This is a genomic window from Parvibaculum sp. (genome assembly GCF_035511255.1).
Classification (GTDB): Bacteria; Pseudomonadota; Alphaproteobacteria; order Parvibaculales; family Parvibaculaceae; genus Parvibaculum.
Map to the genome: position 1 here is coordinate 1 of NZ_DATKFR010000293.1, position 15,877 is coordinate 15,877.

16 protein-coding genes are annotated in these 15,877 nt (G+C 63.5%); all 16 read left to right on the forward strand.

Going from position 1 to position 15,877, the window contains the following annotated elements:
- The coding region (locus VMR03_RS11530) for an OB-fold nucleic acid binding domain-containing protein (RefSeq protein ID WP_325405335.1) at positions 1-618 on the forward strand (618 nt) is incomplete at its 5' end.
- 217 nt (positions 619-835) lie between these two features.
- Positions 836-1,603, forward strand: coding sequence for a 30S ribosomal protein S2 (gene rpsB / locus VMR03_RS11535; RefSeq protein WP_325405337.1), 768 nt, complete (start codon positions 836-838; stop codon positions 1,601-1,603).
- Between the two features lie 88 nt (positions 1,604-1,691).
- Positions 1,692-2,618 carry a translation elongation factor Ts gene (tsf, locus tag VMR03_RS11540; protein ID WP_325405339.1) on the forward strand — a complete coding sequence of 309 codons (927 nt, stop codon included), beginning with the start codon at positions 1,692-1,694 and terminating at the stop codon, positions 2,616-2,618.
- Between the two features lie 115 nt (positions 2,619-2,733).
- Positions 2,734-3,459: a UMP kinase gene (pyrH, locus tag VMR03_RS11545; protein ID WP_325405341.1), complete on the forward strand. Its 726-nt coding sequence runs from the start codon at positions 2,734-2,736 to the stop codon at positions 3,457-3,459.
- A gap of 33 nt (positions 3,460-3,492) precedes the next feature.
- Entirely contained in the window at positions 3,493-4,059 is a 567-nt protein-coding gene (gene frr / locus VMR03_RS11550; RefSeq protein WP_325405343.1) for a ribosome recycling factor, read from the forward strand.
- Between the two features lie 67 nt (positions 4,060-4,126).
- The gene (locus tag VMR03_RS11555) at positions 4,127-4,882 is read left to right on the forward strand and encodes an isoprenyl transferase (RefSeq protein ID WP_325405345.1); all 756 of its coding nucleotides are present in this window, start codon (positions 4,127-4,129) and stop codon (positions 4,880-4,882) included.
- A gap of 2 nt (positions 4,883-4,884) precedes the next feature.
- Positions 4,885-5,724, forward strand: coding sequence for a phosphatidate cytidylyltransferase (locus tag VMR03_RS11560; protein ID WP_325405347.1), 840 nt, complete (start codon positions 4,885-4,887; stop codon positions 5,722-5,724).
- Complete coding sequence (locus tag VMR03_RS11565; protein WP_325405364.1) at positions 5,721-6,944, forward strand: 1-deoxy-D-xylulose-5-phosphate reductoisomerase; 1,224 nt, start codon at positions 5,721-5,723, stop codon at positions 6,942-6,944. Before VMR03_RS11560 ends, VMR03_RS11565 begins: the two co-directional genes overlap by 4 nt.
- A gap of 122 nt (positions 6,945-7,066) precedes the next feature.
- Complete coding sequence (rseP, locus tag VMR03_RS11570) at positions 7,067-8,209, forward strand: RIP metalloprotease RseP (protein WP_325405366.1); 1,143 nt, start codon at positions 7,067-7,069, stop codon at positions 8,207-8,209.
- 108 nt (positions 8,210-8,317) lie between these two features.
- The gene (bamA, locus tag VMR03_RS11575; protein ID WP_325405349.1) at positions 8,318-10,645 is read left to right on the forward strand and encodes an outer membrane protein assembly factor BamA; all 2,328 of its coding nucleotides are present in this window, start codon (positions 8,318-8,320) and stop codon (positions 10,643-10,645) included.
- 108 nt (positions 10,646-10,753) lie between these two features.
- A complete protein-coding gene (locus VMR03_RS11580) occupies positions 10,754-11,344 on the forward strand; it encodes an OmpH family outer membrane protein (protein WP_325405351.1) in 591 nt (196 codons plus the stop codon).
- Between the two features lie 51 nt (positions 11,345-11,395).
- Positions 11,396-12,472, forward strand: coding sequence for a UDP-3-O-(3-hydroxymyristoyl)glucosamine N-acyltransferase (lpxD, locus tag VMR03_RS11585; RefSeq protein WP_325405353.1), 1,077 nt, complete (start codon positions 11,396-11,398; stop codon positions 12,470-12,472).
- 44 nt (positions 12,473-12,516) lie between these two features.
- On the forward strand, positions 12,517-12,999 hold the full coding sequence (gene fabZ / locus VMR03_RS11590; protein ID WP_325405356.1) for a 3-hydroxyacyl-ACP dehydratase FabZ: 483 nt from the start codon (positions 12,517-12,519) through the stop codon (positions 12,997-12,999).
- A complete protein-coding gene (gene lpxA / locus VMR03_RS11595; RefSeq protein ID WP_325405358.1) occupies positions 12,996-13,784 on the forward strand; it encodes an acyl-ACP--UDP-N-acetylglucosamine O-acyltransferase in 789 nt (262 codons plus the stop codon). The genes fabZ and lpxA overlap by 4 nt, the downstream gene beginning before the upstream one ends.
- A 24-nt stretch (positions 13,785-13,808) precedes the next feature.
- Positions 13,809-14,684: an LpxI family protein gene (locus tag VMR03_RS11600; RefSeq protein ID WP_325405360.1), complete on the forward strand. Its 876-nt coding sequence runs from the start codon at positions 13,809-13,811 to the stop codon at positions 14,682-14,684.
- The gene (gene lpxB / locus VMR03_RS11605; protein ID WP_325405362.1) at positions 14,681-15,862 is read left to right on the forward strand and encodes a lipid-A-disaccharide synthase; all 1,182 of its coding nucleotides are present in this window, start codon (positions 14,681-14,683) and stop codon (positions 15,860-15,862) included. Before VMR03_RS11600 ends, lpxB begins: the two co-directional genes overlap by 4 nt.
- Positions 15,863-15,877: the final 15 nt, after the last annotated feature.

Consider the following 15,877-nt stretch of genomic DNA (forward strand, 5'->3'; position numbering starts at 1 on the left):
GCCTGGCCGCCGATGGAACGCCTCAACGAGGAGTTCAACGCGATCGGCTTCTATCTCTCCGGCCATCCGCTCGACGATTACCAGACCGCCTTGCGCCGGGCGAACGTCGTCACCTATGCCGAGGTCGGACCGCGCGGCAACCAGGCCGAACTCGTCGCCGGCACGGTCACGGCCAAGCAGGAGCGGAAATCGAAAAAGGGCAATCCCTTCGCCTTTCTCAGCCTTTCGGACCCGACCGGCCAATTCGAGATCGTCGTCTTCTCGGAAGTGCTCAATCGCTCCCGCGACCTGATGGAGCCGGGCAAGTCGATCGTCGTTTCGGTGGAGATCGACCGCACGGGCGACGAGGTAAAGCTCCGCGCCCAGTCCGTCCGGTCGGTCGACGAGGTGGTGGCCAATGCCGCCGCCGGCATGAAGATCTTCCTTGAAACGCCCGAACCGCTCGCCGGCCTCAAGGCGCGGCTTTCGGAAAAAGGCCGAGGGCTCGTCTCGCTGGTGCTGATGGGCGAGGGCGGCCGGGAGGTCGAACTGAAGCTCCCCGGCGGCTATCGCGTGACCCCCCAGATCCGCGGCGCAATCAAATCCGTGCCCGGGGTGGTCGAGGTACAGGAGATTTAGGCTGGTTTATGCCTAAAACCCCATAGCGCTTGCCTTTTTGACTTTTTCAGCCTATATGGGCGCCATTCCACACGCGGGGTTCGGCTTTCCCACGCCTGTCGGCGCGTCCATCAAAGGCTCGTCACAAAGGCAACATAGGGTTTGTCGGTCCGGTGCGGCCGTGAAAGGCCGTTCTTTCCCCCGCGGAGGTCCAACCGGAAAAAGGAGCAACAGTGCCATGGCGCTGCCCGAATTCTCTATGCGTTCTCTGCTGGAAGCCGGCGTTCACTTCGGCCACCAGACCCATCGCTGGAACCCGAAGATGGCCCCGTTCCTCTTCGGCGACCGCAACAACATCCACATCATCGATCTGGCGCAGACCGTTCCGCTGCTCCACCAGGCGCTCGTCGCGGTGCGCGACGTCATCGCCGGCGGTGGCCGCGTTCTGTTCGTCGGCACGAAGCGCCAGGCGTCCGACCCGGTTGCCGCGGCGGCCCGCCAGTGCGCCCAGTACTACATCAACCACCGTTGGCTCGGCGGCACGCTGACCAACTGGAAGACGATCTCGAACTCGATCCGCCGCCTCCGTCAGCTCGACGAGATGCTGGCCGGCGAGGCTCGCGGTCTGACGAAGAAGGAAATCCTGAACCTGAGCCGCGAGCGCGACAAGCTCGAGCGCGCCATCGGCGGCATCAAGGACATGGGCGGCCTGCCGGACATCATCTTCGTGATCGACACCAACAAGGAGACGATCGCGATCGAGGAAGCCCGCAAGCTCGGCATTCCGGTCGTCGCGATCCTCGACTCGAACTCGAACCCGGACGGCATCGCCTATCCGGTTCCGGGCAATGACGACGCCGCCCGCGCGATCCAGATGTATTGCGATCTCGTCTCGCGCGCGGTCATCGACGGTATCTCGCAGAGCCACATCGCGTCCGGCGCGGATGTCGGCGCCGAGGCCGAGCCCACGGTCGAGCTTCCGGCCGACGAGGCTGTGGCGGGCTAATAGCCCCGCCATCGCTGCAAACGAAAATGCCCCGGCGACCCAAGGGGTTGCCGGGGCCTCCGCATTTTAAGCTTGAGAGGATAAGGCAATGGCTGACGTCACCGCCGGCATGGTGAAGGAACTCCGCGAGAAGACCGGCGCGGGCATGATGGATTGCAAGTCGGCCCTGAACGAAACCCAGGGCGACATGGAAGCGGCCGTCGATTGGCTGCGCACGAAGGGCCTCGCCAAGGCGGCGAAGAAGTCCGGCCGCGTGGCGGCCGAGGGCCTTGTCGGCGTCGTCGCCGAAGGTACGCGTGGCGCGCTGGTCGAAGTGAACTCCGAGACCGACTTCGTCGCCCGCAACGAACAGTTCCAGAAGATGGTGACCGACATCGCCAAGGTGGCGCTGGCCGCCGAAGGCGACGTCGAGAAGCTGCTCGCCGCGACCTATCCGGGGTCGGACAAAACGGTGAAGGATTACGTGACCGAACAGGTCGGCACGATCGGCGAGAACATGAATGTCCGCCGCGCGGCCTCGATCAGCGTCTCGGACGGCGTCGTCGCCGCCTATACGCATGCCCAGGTCGTTCCCGGCCTCGGCAAGATCGGCGTGCTGGTCGGCCTCGAATCGACGGGCGACAAGGCGAAGCTCGCCGAACTCGGCAAGCAGATCGCCATGCATATCGCGGCGACGGGGCCGCTCTCGCTGCGCCGCGAAGATCTCGATCCGGCCGTCGTCGAGCGTGAGCGCAACGTGCTCATCGCCGAAGCGAAGGAATCGGGCCGTCCGGACAACATCATCGAGAAGATGGTCGAAGGCCGCATCCGCAAGTTCTACGAGGAGGTCGTTCTGCTCTCGCAGGCCTTCGTGATCGATCCCGACACGACGGTCGAAAAAGCGGTCAAGAACGCCGAAGCCGGCGTCGGCGCGCCGATCAATGTGGTCGGTTTCGTCCGCTTCGGGCTTGGCGAAGGCATCGAGAAGGCCGAGACGGACTTCGCGGCCGAAGTGGCGGCTGCCGCCCGCGGCTGAAGCTTTTACGGTGTGATCAAACGCCCCCTTCGCCATCCGGCGTCGGGGGCGTTATTGTCACTGGTGATCCCTTGGGGATTCGCGCCCGCCAGCCCAGTTCGCCGAAAGAGCCAGCATGACCAAACCACCCCTCTACAAACGCGTCCTGCTCAAGGTCTCCGGCGAAGCCCTGATGGGCGATCAGCAATATGGGATCGACGTCGAAACGGTCGACCGCATCGCCCGGGAGATCAAGCAGGCGACCGATATCGGCGCCGAGGTCTGCCTGGTCATCGGCGGCGGCAACATCTTCCGGGGGCTCTCCGGCGCGGCCAAGGGCATGGAGCGGGCGAGCGCCGACTATATGGGCATGCTGGCCACCGTCATGAACGCGCTCGCCATGCAGAACTCGCTGGAGCGCCTGGGGGTGCCGACCCGGGTTCTCTCCGCCATCCCCATGATGACCGTCTGCGAGCCCTATATCCGGCGCCGCGCGGTCCGGCACATGGAGAAGGGCCGGGTGGTGATCTTCGCCGCCGGTACCGGCAATCCCTTCTTCACGACCGACACGGCGGCGGCGCTGCGCGCGACCGAAATGGGCTGCGACGCGCTGATGAAGGGCACGCAGGTCGATGGCGTCTATTCGGCCGATCCGCATAAGGTCAAGGACGCAGAGCGTTACGACAGGCTGACTTACATGGATGTCCTCTCAAAGGACCTTCAGGTCATGGACACCTCGGCGGTGGCGCTGGCGCGGGAAAACGGCATCCCGATCATCGTCTTCTCGATCCACAATGACGGCGGATTCGTCAATGTTCTGACAGGCGAAGGACGCTGCACTATCATAGGCGAAGCCGCCTGAGCTAAAGTCCGGGCTAAAGACGGAAGGAAGAAAATGGCTGACCAAAAGACTCTGGATATCGGGGATGTCGAGCGCCGTATGCGCGGGGCGCTCCAGTCGCTGAAGCAAGAATTCGCCGGGCTGCGGACAGGCCGGGCGTCGGCTGGGCTGCTGGACCCGATCATGGTCGAAGCTTATGGACAGACCATGCCGCTCAACCAGGTCGGAACGGTCGGCGTTCCCGAGCCGCGCATGATCACGGTTCAGGTCTGGGACAAGGGTATGGTCGGGGCGGTCGACAAGGCCATCAGAACCTCCGGTCTCGGCCTCAATCCGGTCATCGACGGGACGCTGCTTCGTCTGCCGATTCCGGAACTCAATCAGGAGCGCCGCACCGAGCTGACCAAGATCGCGGCCAAATACACGGAACAGGCGCGTATCGCTGTCCGCAACGTTCGTCGCGATGCCATGGACGAGCTGAAGCGCCTCGAAAAAGATGGCCATATGAGCCAGGACGATCACAAGATTGCCGCAGACAAGGTGCAGAAGCTGACGGACAAGGTGATCGGCGAGATCGACGTGGCGCTGACCCACAAGGAAGGCGAGATCATGCAGGTATGAGCAACTGTCTCATATCAAAACTGAGGATTGACCTCTAACCCATGGTTTTTAACGGAACATTCGAGTCATGTTGACGCCCGATCCATCGGCGAGCGGCGAGCAGGCATTCGACGTTCCGCGGCATGTCGCCATTATCATGGATGGCAATGGGCGCTGGGCGGCCAAGCGACATCTGCCGCGCAAGCTCGGCCATCGCCAAGGCGTCGAGGCCGTTCGGGTCATCGTTCGCGCCGCCGGCGAGATGGGTATCCGCTACCTGACGCTTTACGGCTTCAGCTCCGAGAACTGGAAGCGGCCCGCTGAAGAGGTCAGCGATCTGATGGGGCTGCTCCGGCTCTTCATCCGCCGCGATCTTGCGGAACTGCACCAGAACGGGGTGCAGGTCAGGATCATCGGCGAACGCGAGCATCTGGAGCCCGACATCGTCGCCTTGATCGAGGAAGCCGAGACTCTGACGCACAGCAACGACCAGCTGAAGCTCATCATCGCCTTTAACTACGGCGGCCAAAACGAGATTACGTCAGCAGTTCGTCGTATCGCGCGCGAGGTGAAAGCTGGGACGCTCGATCCCGAGACCATCACGCAGGAGACGGTCGCCGCGCATCTCGATACGGCCGGGGTGCCCGACCCTGATCTCATCATCCGCACCAGCGGCGAGAAGCGGCTATCGAATTTCCTGATCTGGCAGAGCGCTTATGCCGAACTCGTGTTCACGGATGTCTTCTGGCCGGATTTCTCGCCTGAGCGCCTGAAGGAAGCGGTTCTCGAATACAATATGCGCGATCGCCGGTTCGGCGCCGTCGGCGAGCCGGTGAAGTCCTGACGATGGATATCGCGCCCGACGGCGGGAAGCAGAGCAATCTGACAACACGGATCCTGTCCGCCCTGGTGCTTGCGCCCGTCGCTCTGGCATTGACCTGGGCGGGCGACTGGCCTTTCGCGGCGCTGCTCGCCGTGGCGTCGGTCGCCATGGCCTTCGAACTCTCGGCACTGTTGCCGGGCGGAACGGCCGGGGACCGGGCTTTGCTGGCGGCGTCCGGGCTTGCCGTGGTCGCCATCGCGGCGTCGGGGCTTTCGCTTGTGGCCCTTCTCGCCGGCGCGGCAGGTCTCCTTCTGGCGCTCGCCTTTCGCATCTGGCGCGGCGGGCCGGTCTGGGCACCGCTTCTTGCCTATCCCTATCTTGTTCTCCCGGTTGCCGCGCTGCTTTGGCTGCGGCTCGACCCGCTGCTTGGCCGCGCGGCGGTCTTCTGGCTGCTGGGTATCGTCTGGGCGACCGACATCTTCGCCTATTTTGCCGGACGGACCATCGGCGGCCCCAAGATCGCGCCGCGCCTTTCGCCGAAGAAGACCTGGGCGGGGCTCATCGGCGGCATGATCGGCGCGGCGGCGGTTGGCTTCGGCACGTCACTCTGGCTCGGCGTCGGTTCGCCGGCGATGCTCGCGCTTTTCAGCGCGCTGCTCGCCATTGTGGCCCAGGCTGGTGATTTCCTCGAATCCGCGTTGAAACGGCGCGCGGGCGTCAAGGATTCGGGTAAGCTCATTCCGGGGCATGGAGGCATTCTCGACCGCGTCGACGGTCTGGTTGCCGCGGCGGTGGGGGCCGCCCTGCTGGCGCTGATCCATGCGGCGGCGAGCCCTGGTGCAGGAGTTTTGATTTGGCCGTGACGGCGGAAATACGCAAGCGCGGGGAGGACGTGCCGCAGGCCGGGTCGTCGCGCGAGCCACGCAGTGTCAGCGTGCTCGGCTCGACGGGCTCGATCGGTTGCTCCACGCTCGACCTTATCGAGCGGGAGCGGGAGTGCTTCGAACTCGTGGCGCTGACGGCGCACCGCAATGTCGCGATGCTGATCGAGCAGGCGCGCCGCCTGCGTCCGCAATTCGCCGTCATCGCCGACGCGACCCTTTATGAGGAGCTCAGCGCCGGGCTCGCGGGGACGGGCGTCGAGATTGGCGCTGGCCGGGACGCTGTCGTCGAGGCGGCTCTGCGGCCGGCCGGCTGGGTAATGGCGGGGATCGTCGGCGCCGCCGGCCTTGCGCCGACGCTCGCCGCCGTGCGGCGTGGCGCCTCCGTGGCGCTTGCCAACAAGGAATGCCTGGTCTCCGCCGGCCCACTTTTCTTGTCGGAAGTGGCGAGATCTGGGGCGACGCTGCTGCCGGTCGATTCCGAGCACAATGCGATCTTCCAGGTGCTCGATACGGCGAAACTCGGCTCGGTCGACAAGATCATTCTCACCGCCTCGGGAGGGCCGTTCCGGAGCTGGTCGCGGGCCGAGATGGAGAGGGCGACACCCGAGCAGGCGGTCGCCCATCCGAAGTGGGATATGGGCGCCAAGATTTCGGTCGACTCGGCGACCTTGATGAATAAAGGGTTGGAGCTCATAGAGGCTCATTATCTGTTCCCGGTGGGCGAGGAGCGCCTCGATATCGTCATCCACCCGGAATCGATCGTTCACAGCATGGTCGCCTATGTGGATGGGTCGGTGCTGGCCCAGCTCGGCTCGCCGGACATGCGGACGCCGATTTCCTATGCGCTCGCCTGGCCGGATCGCATGGCGACACCTTGCGCGAAGCTCAATCTTGCCGAAATCGGCAAATTAACCTTCGAGGCTCCCGATCCGGTCCGTTTCCCGGCGTTGACGCTTGCGCGCGAGGCGCTCAAGGCCGGGGGGGCCGTGCCGACCATTCTTAACGCTGCCAACGAAGTCGCCGTCGCGGCCTTCCTCGATCGGCGCATAGGGTTCCTGGATATCGCCGCCACGGTGGAAGCCGTTCTGTCGGCGATGGAGGCGCAGAGCGAGGCGCCGAGAGACCTCGAACAGATTTACGAAATCGATGGTTTTGCGCGGATTCGCACAGAGGAAGTGGTGCAATTGCGCGGCCGCTGACGTAGTCTCTTGGCCACGGGCCGCCCGGCTGGCGGCCCCGACGGGGGTTCATTACGGATATGAGGCCGGCGGTCGCGACCGTCCGGCCATCCGCGCGACATGAGAACGGAATTTTGAGCGTGATGAATCTGTTGGCAAGCATCGGCGGTTTCGGAGAATCGCTCTGGAGCTATTTGCTGCCCTTCCTGTTCGTTCTGACCATCGTCGTCTTTTTCCACGAACTCGGTCATTTCCTGGTTGCGCGCCTCTGCGGCGTGAAGGTCGAGACATTCTCGATAGGCTTCGGCAAGGAGGTCGTCGGCTGGAACGACAAGCGCGGGACGCGCTGGAAGATCAGTTGGATTCCGCTCGGCGGGTACGTGAAATTCGAAGGCGACGAGTCGGCGGCGAGCACGCCGGACCGGCGCCGACTTTCGGAAATTCCGCCAGAACGACGCGGCGGTCTCTTCTATTTCAAACCCCTGCATCAACGCGCCGCCGTCGTGGCAGCCGGACCGGTCGCCAATTTCCTTCTGTCGATCGTCATTTTCGCGGGGCTCTATACGATTATCGGCCAGATGATCGTCGCGCCCGTGGTCAAGACCGTGCAGGCCGACAGCGCGGCGGCGGCGGCGGGCTTTCAGCCGGGCGACCGTGTGATTTCCATCGATGGCGCCGGGATCGACAGTTTCGAGGACATGAAGCGTATCGTCAGCATCAGCAGCGATGTGCCGTTGACCTTCGTCGTCAAGCGGGCCGATGCCGATGTCACGATCGTCGCCACGCCCCGCATGCAGGCGACCAAGGACGGCTTCGGCAACGTCCAGCGCATGGGCATTCTCGGTCTCACGCCCGATACCAGCGACGCCAATTTCCACATTGTTCGCTCCGATCCGCTGACCAGCCTGTGGTTGGGCACGAAGGAAACCTGGTTCATCGTCTCGCATACCTTCACCTATCTGGGACGGGTCGTTTCCGGGCATGAGGATGCAAGCCAGATCGGCGGGCCGTTGACCATTGCGCGGGTTTCGGGGCAGGTTGCGTCGGTCGGCTTTGCGGCGCTTCTCAACCTGACTGCCATTCTTTCCGTCAGCATCGGTCTCCTGAACCTTTTTCCGGTGCCGATGCTTGATGGCGGTCATCTTCTATATTATGCGGTCGAAGCGGTACGAGGCCGCCCTCTGGGCGAACAGGCCCAGGAGTTCGGCTTCAGGATCGGGCTTGCGCTCGTCATGATGCTGATGGTTTTTGCGACATGGAACGATTTGGTCCATCTGTTCAGCTGATCGTCTCGATGCCTTTGGGCAGGGGCAGCTTGACGAGAAACGAAACAGGGTCCGGCACCGGGCCCGAGCGATTGAGGTAGGTAGGGGATGAGGCGACTGGCGGGTTCGATGACCGGAATGGCGCGGTTTGGCGGCGTCTTCGCGCCGCTTTTCGTCGTATGGGCCCTCCTGGCGCAAGTGCCGGGCGGCGGCTGGGGAATAGACCAGGCGTTTGCCGCGGATGAAGATGGCGCGACCGTCCGCCAGATCGTGATCGAAGGCAATCAGCGCATCGAACGCGAAACGGTGCTCTCCTATATGAGCATCCAGGAAGGCGATGCCTACAGCTCCGCGAAAGCCGACGAGTCGCTGAAGAAACTCTTCGCGACCGGACTTTTTGCCGACGTCCAGATGCATCGTGAAGACGACAAGCTCGTGGTGTCGGTCGTCGAGAACCCCATCATCAACCGCGTCGCCTATGAAGGCATTCATGCCGTCAAGGAAGAGGACCTCAACAACGAAGTTCAGTTGAAGCCGCGCACGATCTATACGCGCGCCAAGGTTCAGGCCGACGTTTCGCGCATCATCGAACTCTATCGCCGCGGCGGACGCTTTGCGGCCACCGTCGAGCCGAAGGTCATTCGCCTGCCGCAGAACCGCGTCGATCTCGTCTTCGAGATCAACGAAGGCCCCAAGACCAAGATCGCGGCGATCAGTTTCCTTGGGAACAAGACCTACAGCGACGGCGAACTGCGCGATGTCATTTCGACCAGCGAGTCCGCGTGGTGGAAGTTCTTCTCGTCGTCCGACAGCTACGATCCCGACCGCCTGACCTATGACCGCGAACTTCTGCGCCGCTTCTATCTTTCGAAGGGCTATGCGGACTTCCGCGTCGTTTCGGCGGTCGCCGATCTCAGCCGCGACGATTCCTCGTTTTACATCACCTTCACCGTGGAGGAAGGCGAGGTCTATAATTTCGGCAAGATCGAGATCAAGACGAACCTCGAGAAGCTGAACAAGGAAGAGTTGAAGGAACTCGTGCTGACCAAGAGCGACGAGACCTACAACGCCTCGCTGATCGACAAATCGGTGGACGCGCTGACCTTCGCGGCTGGTTCGAAGGGCTATGCCTTCGCCGAGGTGCGCCCCCGCGTGCATCGCGACAAGAAGAACCGCGTCGTCGATCTCACGTACAATATCGCGGAAGGTCCGCGCGTTTATGTCGAACGGATCGACATCGTCGGCAATCAGCGCACGCTCGACCGGGTCATCCGTCGGCAGATGAAGCTCGCCGAAGGCGATGCCTTCAACAAGGTGCTGCTCGACAAGTCCGAGAAGAACATTCGCGGGCTGCAATATTTCGCGAAGGTCGATGTCAAGCAGGAGCCGGGTTCGGCGCCGGACAAGACCATCGTCAACGTCGCGGTGCAGGAACAGTCGACAGGATCCCTGTCGTTGAGCTTCGGTTTTTCGTCGCTCGACAACGTCGTCGCCGGCGTGGGGCTCAGCGAGCGCAACTTCCTCGGTCGCGGCCTTCAAGTCGGTACGAGCGTGTCGCTGTCGAGCCGCCAGCAGTTGATCGAGTTCCATTACACCGATCCTTATTTCCTGGATCGCGATCTGGTGGGCGGCGTCGATATCTTCGGCAGCGAAACCAACTATCAGACTGAGGCGTCGTTCGACTCGCGAACCAAGGGCGCCGGTCTGCGCTTCGGGTTCCCGCTGTCCGACGACAGCCGGTTGCTGACCCGCTATCAGCTGCGTTTCGAAAGCATCTTCAACGTCGACTCGAACGCTTCGCCGCTCATTCAGGCGGCGGCGGGATCGCAGGTCCGTTCTGTGATCGGCTATGACTATTATCTCGACCGGCGCAACGACCCGGTTCTGCCAACGGGCGGCTGGGATTTCCTGTTCAGCCAGGATTTCGCAGGCGTCGGCGGTTCGGTGCGTTATCTGTCGAACCAGATCCTCGTGCACAATTATTACAAGCTCGCGGAGGATTATGTCCTGACGCTGCGCGCCGACCTCGGCTACATCCAGGGGATCGGCGACGAGGTGCGGTTGAACGATCGGTTCTTCAAGGGCGGTCAGGATTTCCGCGGCTTCAAGTCGGCCGGTATCGGCCCGCGCGACGTCACGACGGACGACGCGATCGGTGCAAACGGCTATGCCTTCGGCACCGCGGAAGTCAGCTTTCCGAATGGCCTTCCCGAGGCGCTCGGTATCACGACCAGTATCTTCACCGATTTCGGCGTCATCGGCGGCGCGACGGTCGATAGCGGTTTGGCGGGTACGGACGAGTACAAGACGGGGTATGCCCCGCGCGTATCCGCCGGTCTCAGCCTCAACTGGAAGTCGCCCTTCGGTCCGGTGCGCCTCGATTTCGGTCAGCCCTTCGTAAAGGAGGACTACGACAAGACCGAAGTCTTCCGGTTCAGCGCCGGTACGCAATTCTAGAAACATGATTCCGCGAGACGACATTCGAAAGATCGCGATCATCGAAACAACAGGTCGGGCCGAAATCGGATGATTTCGTCCCAAGCTATCAAAAGGATATTCCAAGCCATGACGTTCCATCGTTTTGCCACGCGCGCGCTTGCTGCCATGGCATTCGCGTTTCTCACCACTGCCGCGACCGTCCCGGCGGTCGCGGCTGCGGGCCCCGCAGTCATCGTGATCGTCAACACGCAGCAGATATTCGCCCAGTCGAAGGTTGGGCAGAGCATCCGCACTCAGCTTCAGGACCAGGCCAAGAAGCTGCAGGACGAGGACAAGAAGGGTGAGGCTGCCGTTCAGGCCGAAGCCAAGGCGCTTTCGGACCAGCGGTCTCTGCTCAGCGCGGACGATTTCAAGAAGAAAGTCCAGGCGCTGGAACAGAAGGAAGGCGAACGGCAGAACAAGATGCGCGCGAAGGGCGAGGCGCTGCAGCTCGGCGTCAACAAGGCCCGGCAGGAAGTCGAAGCCGCCATCCGTCCGATCTTTGCCGACGTCATGAAGAAGAACGGCGCGACGCTGCTGCTCGACCAGTCGGTCGTTCTGGCCGGCGGCGTCGATCTCGACATCACGGACGAAGTCCTGAAGCAGCTCGATGAAAAGCTGAAGACGGTCGTCGTGAAGCCGGTCTCGCCGGCCGAGGCGAAGAAGAGCGCCCCGTAACCCAAACACGGAGGCGGGTCCGGCTCTTTGCGAACCGGGCATGGTGCAGTCATGGCTGATTCTCGTTTCTTTGCGAATAAGGGGCCGTTCGCACTCGGCGAGATTGCGGCGCGTGTTGGGGCCGAGCTCGGCCTCAATGCCGACGCGTCGCGCCGGATCGAGGATATTGCAGCACTCGACGCGGCCGGTCCGGCGCATCTTAGTTTTCTCGACAATCCAAAATATGCGGAAGCTTTCGCCGCGACGGCGGCGGGAGCCTGTCTCGTCCATCCGCGCTTTGTCGGCCGCGCGCCGGCGGGCGTCGCGCTTTTGGTCACAGCCGAGCCCTACCGGGCTTATGCGCTGGCGAGCCAGATGTTTTATCCGCAGGAAGCCCGAGGAGGCGACACATTCGGCGAGCCGGGTATTGTCCACTCCCGGGCGATCGTGCATCCAAGCGCGAAGATCGGCGCGGGCGCGACCGTCGAACCGGGCGCCGTCGTCGGCGCTGACGCCGAGATCGGCAGCGGTACCGTCATCGGCGCCAACGCGGTGATCGGGAAGGGCTGCACCGTCGGTCGCGACTGCTTCATCGGTCCGAACGTCACTGTCAGCCATGCCCATATCGGCGATCGCGTGATGCTGCATCCCGGCGTTGCGATCGGGCAGGACGGCTTCGGTTTCGCCATGGGCTTTCCGCGTCACGACAAGGTCCCCCAGCTCGGCCGTGTCATCATTCAGGACGACGTCGAGATTGGCGCCAATACCACTGTGGACCGGGGTGCCGGACCCGATACGGTCATCGGCGAAGGCACCAAGATTGATAATCTCGTGCAGATCGGCCACAACGTCGCCACGGGGCGCGGCTGTGTGGTGATCGCGCAGACCGGCGTTTCCGGGAGCGCGAAGCTCGGCGATTATGTGGTGCTCGCGGCGCAGGTCGGTGTGACGGGGCATCTGACCATCAACACAGGCGCGCAAATTGCAGCGCGCAGCGCGGTCGTTCACGATGTGCCGCCGGGTCAGAAGTATGGCGGTGTGCCTGCAAAGCCGGTGCGCGAATGGCAGCGCGAACTGGCGGCGGTCAAGAATCTGGGGAAGCGCCGCAAGCCGGGTCAGGGATCCGGCTCAGCGGAGGATGCAAACTAGCGGCGGACGACGAGCGGCGTGAGCCGCGCGAGAGAGGACAAGATATGAGTGAGGCGGAAGCGGCAGCGGAGCAGCTTGGCAGCGCGGACATCAAGCGGGTGATGGAACTTCTCCCGCATCGCTACCCGATGCTGATGATCGACCGGATCGTCGACATGAAGGGCAGCGAGTCCGCCACCGGCATCAAGAACGTGTCGGCCAACGAGCCCTTCTTTCAGGGCCACTTTCCGGGGCATCCTGTCATGCCGGGCGTGCTCATCGTCGAGGCGATGGCGCAGACCGCCGGCGCGCTGGTGCTGAACGGCCTCGGCGACAATGCGGCCGGCAAGATCGTCTACTTCATGACCATCGACAAGGCGCGGTTCCGCAAGCCCGTCATGCCGGGCGACGTGCTGAAGGTGCATGTGACGAAGGTTCACAGCCGTGGTCCCGTGTGGAAGTTCAGCGGCGAAGCCAAGGTCGATGGTGTGCTGGTCGCGGAAGCCGACTACAGCGCCATGATCGTCGATCAGGCCGGGAAAGCATGACCAGTATTCATCCGACGGCAATTGTCGATCCGAAGGCCGAGCTTGCCGCAAGTGTGAAGGTCGGCCCTTACAGCATCATCGGACCGGATGTGAAACTCGGCGACGATGTCGTTCTGCATTCGCATGTCGTACTCGCGGGCCGCACGACCATTGGCGCGCGCACGCAAATTTATCCCTTCGCCTCGATCGGCCAACCGCCGCAGGATCTCAAGTATCGCGGCGAACCGAGTACGCTCGAAATCGGCACGGACACACTCATCCGCGAATATGTGACGATGAATGCCGGTACCGAAGGTGGCGGCATGGTGACGCGCGTCGGCAACAACTGCACGTTTCTCGCCAGTGCGCATGTCGGCCACGACTGCATCATCGGCGACAACGTCATTCTGTCCAATACGACGTTGCTCGCAGGGCATTGCCGGGTCGCCGATTTTGTCATTTTCGGTGGGGCGGCGGCGGTGCATCAGTTCGTGCGCGTCGGCAAGCATGCCTTCATCGGCGGCGCCAGCGCGGTCGAGAGCGACGTCATCCCCTTCGGTCTCGTGGTCGGGAACCGGGCGCATCTGATGGGCCTCAATCTCGTCGGCCTCAAGCGCCGCGGCTTTTCGCGCGAGCAGATCAACGCGATGCGCGACGCTTATGGGCAGATATTCTCGGAGGAAGGCGCCTTACGAGATCGCGTCGCCGCCGTCGGCGAGCGCTTCGCGGGCAATGCCGAAGTGACGGAGATCGTTGACTTCATCCAGTCCGATGCCGACCGGCCGCTCTGCCTGCCGCGCAAATAGGGAAGCCTTTCGAGGCAAGCGGCGATGACCGTTTCCATCGACAGACCGCGCAAGCTGGGCATTGCCGCCGGAGGCGGGCCGCTGCCGCTGGCCGTTGCCGAAGCGGCGCTTGCGGCGGGGCGCGAAATTTTCATCGTCGGCGTCAGGGGCGCCGCGGGGCCGGCCATCGAGCGCTATCCGCACGGCTGGGTGCGCGTCGGCGCGATGGGACGATTTCTCCGCCTCTTCAAGCAGGCTGGTTGCGACGACGTCGTCATTATCGGGCCGATGACGCGGCCGACCCTGCGCGACATCCTGCCGGACTTCCAGGGATTGCTGTTGCTGCCACGCTTCATCAAACGCATGAAGACGGGCGACGATGCGTTGCTGCGCGGTGTCGTCGAATTTCTGGAGGAGAACGGCATTCGCGTCATCGGGGCCGAGACCGTGCTGCCGAGCCTGCTCGCGTCCGAGGGATTGCTGAGCAAGGCGGCACCCAGTCCGTCACAGGAGGCAGATATCGACGCGGCGATCCGCGCGGCGCAGGAGATCGGCGCGCGCGACATAGGACAGGGCGCGGTTGTTTGCCGGGGTTCGGTTCTTGCGCTTGAGGACGTGAAGGGAACGGATGCGATGTTGGGCCGCGTGGCGGCGATGCCGGCCGAAGGCCGTGGTTCCGAAGTCGCGCGGGATGGCGTGCTGGTCAAATTGCCGAAGCCCGCGCAGGAACGCCGCGTCGATCTGCCAACCATCGGTGTGCGAACGGTGGAGCGCGCCGCCGAGGCTGGCCTTGCCGGGATCGCGGTGGAGGCCGGCGGCGCCATCGTCGCCGACGCGGAGGGCGTCGCGCGCAAGGCCGATGAGCTTGGTCTTTTCGTTCTGGGGTTTCCGCATAGCCGCACCCACGGGGCGCGATCATGAAGGACGATGTAAGTATTCCTCACATCATGCTGGTCGCGGGCGAGCCCTCGGGCGATGCGCTGGGCGGCGAGTTGATGGAGGCGTTGAAGCATCTTACCGGCGGCGCCGTGCGGATCACCGGCGCGGGCGGTCCAAAGATGATCGCGGAAGGGCTCGTCTCGATCTTCCCGATGTCCGACACGTCGGTCATGGGGCCGCGCGAGGTCATTCCGCGCCTGCCGCTCATCCTGCGACGCATGCGCGAGACGGCGGATTTCGCGGTGCGCGAGCGGCCCGATGTGATGGTCATCATCGACAGTCCGGACTTCACGCATATGGTCGCCAAGCGCGTCGCTAAACGCGCACCCGACATTCCCATTGCGAATTACGTTTCGCCGAGCGTCTGGGCCTGGCGGCGCGGGCGCGCGCGCGCCATGGCGAAATATGTCAGCCGGGTGCTGGCACTTTTGCCCTTCGAGCCGGATTTCTTTCGCGCCGAGGCGGCGCTCGATTGCGTTTATGTGGGGCACCCCGCCATCGAACGGCTGCCGATCGAAGGGAGTGGCAAGGCATTCCGCGCGGCGCGCGGCATTGCGCCCGATCAACCGTTGCTGATGCTTCTTCCTGGCAGCCGAACCAACGAGGTGAAGCGCCTCATCGCCGATTTCGGCGCGACGGCGGCGCTCCTCGCGCGCGACATCCCGGATATCAAGTTCGTTCTTCCGACGGTGCCGCATGTGCGCCACCTGGTCGAGGAGGCGGTGAAGACCTGGGCGGTGCCCGTCGAACTTGTCGAGAGCGAGGACGAGAAGCGTGCCGCTTTCGATGCGGCGACGGCGGCGCTCGCGGCGTCGGGCACCGTGTCGCTCGAACTCGGGCTCGCCCGCGTTCCAATGGTGATCGCCTACAAGATCGATCCGATCGCGGCCTGGGTGGTGTCGGGCCTTTTGAAGGTGCCGTCGGTCGTGATCGTCAACCTGATCCTCGATCGACCATCGGTGCGGGAGTTTCTGCAATATGCGGCAAAGCCGCCAGCACTTGCCGAGGCATTGAAGCCGCTTCTCAGCGACACACCGGAGCGGCGGCGGGCGATTGCCGATCTCGACGAACTCCGCGAGATCATGGGCGTCGGTGGGGATCGTCCGAGCCTGCGTGCGGCGCGCGCAGTGCTCGAGATGCTGCCGGCGCGGTTGAAATAGAACACCCCGGTTAGG

Bases quoted from the DNA above. Each gene is read 5' to 3' on its own strand.
- lpxB (WP_325405362.1), top strand. From the start codon at position 14,681: ATGAAGGACGATGTAAGTATTCCTCACATCATGCTGGTCGCGGGCGAG.
- lpxA (WP_325405358.1), top strand. From the start codon at position 12,996: ATGACCAGTATTCATCCGACGGCAATTGTCGATCCGAAGGCCGAGCTT.
- lpxD (WP_325405353.1), top strand. From the start codon at position 11,396: ATGGCTGATTCTCGTTTCTTTGCGAATAAGGGGCCGTTCGCACTCGGC.
- VMR03_RS11580 (WP_325405351.1), top strand. From the start codon at position 10,754: ATGACGTTCCATCGTTTTGCCACGCGCGCGCTTGCTGCCATGGCATTC.
- pyrH (WP_325405341.1), top strand. From the start codon at position 2,734: ATGACCAAACCACCCCTCTACAAACGCGTCCTGCTCAAGGTCTCCGGC.
- VMR03_RS11560 (WP_325405347.1), top strand. From the start codon at position 4,885: ATGGATATCGCGCCCGACGGCGGGAAGCAGAGCAATCTGACAACACGG.
- bamA (WP_325405349.1), top strand. From the start codon at position 8,318: ATGACCGGAATGGCGCGGTTTGGCGGCGTCTTCGCGCCGCTTTTCGTC.
- frr (WP_325405343.1), top strand. From the start codon at position 3,493: ATGGCTGACCAAAAGACTCTGGATATCGGGGATGTCGAGCGCCGTATG.
- VMR03_RS11555 (WP_325405345.1), top strand. From the start codon at position 4,127: ATGTTGACGCCCGATCCATCGGCGAGCGGCGAGCAGGCATTCGACGTT.
- VMR03_RS11600 (WP_325405360.1), top strand. From the start codon at position 13,809: ATGACCGTTTCCATCGACAGACCGCGCAAGCTGGGCATTGCCGCCGGA.
- fabZ (WP_325405356.1), top strand. From the start codon at position 12,517: ATGAGTGAGGCGGAAGCGGCAGCGGAGCAGCTTGGCAGCGCGGACATC.
- rpsB (WP_325405337.1), top strand. From the start codon at position 836: ATGGCGCTGCCCGAATTCTCTATGCGTTCTCTGCTGGAAGCCGGCGTT.
- tsf (WP_325405339.1), top strand. From the start codon at position 1,692: ATGGCTGACGTCACCGCCGGCATGGTGAAGGAACTCCGCGAGAAGACC.
- rseP (WP_325405366.1), top strand. From the start codon at position 7,067: ATGAATCTGTTGGCAAGCATCGGCGGTTTCGGAGAATCGCTCTGGAGC.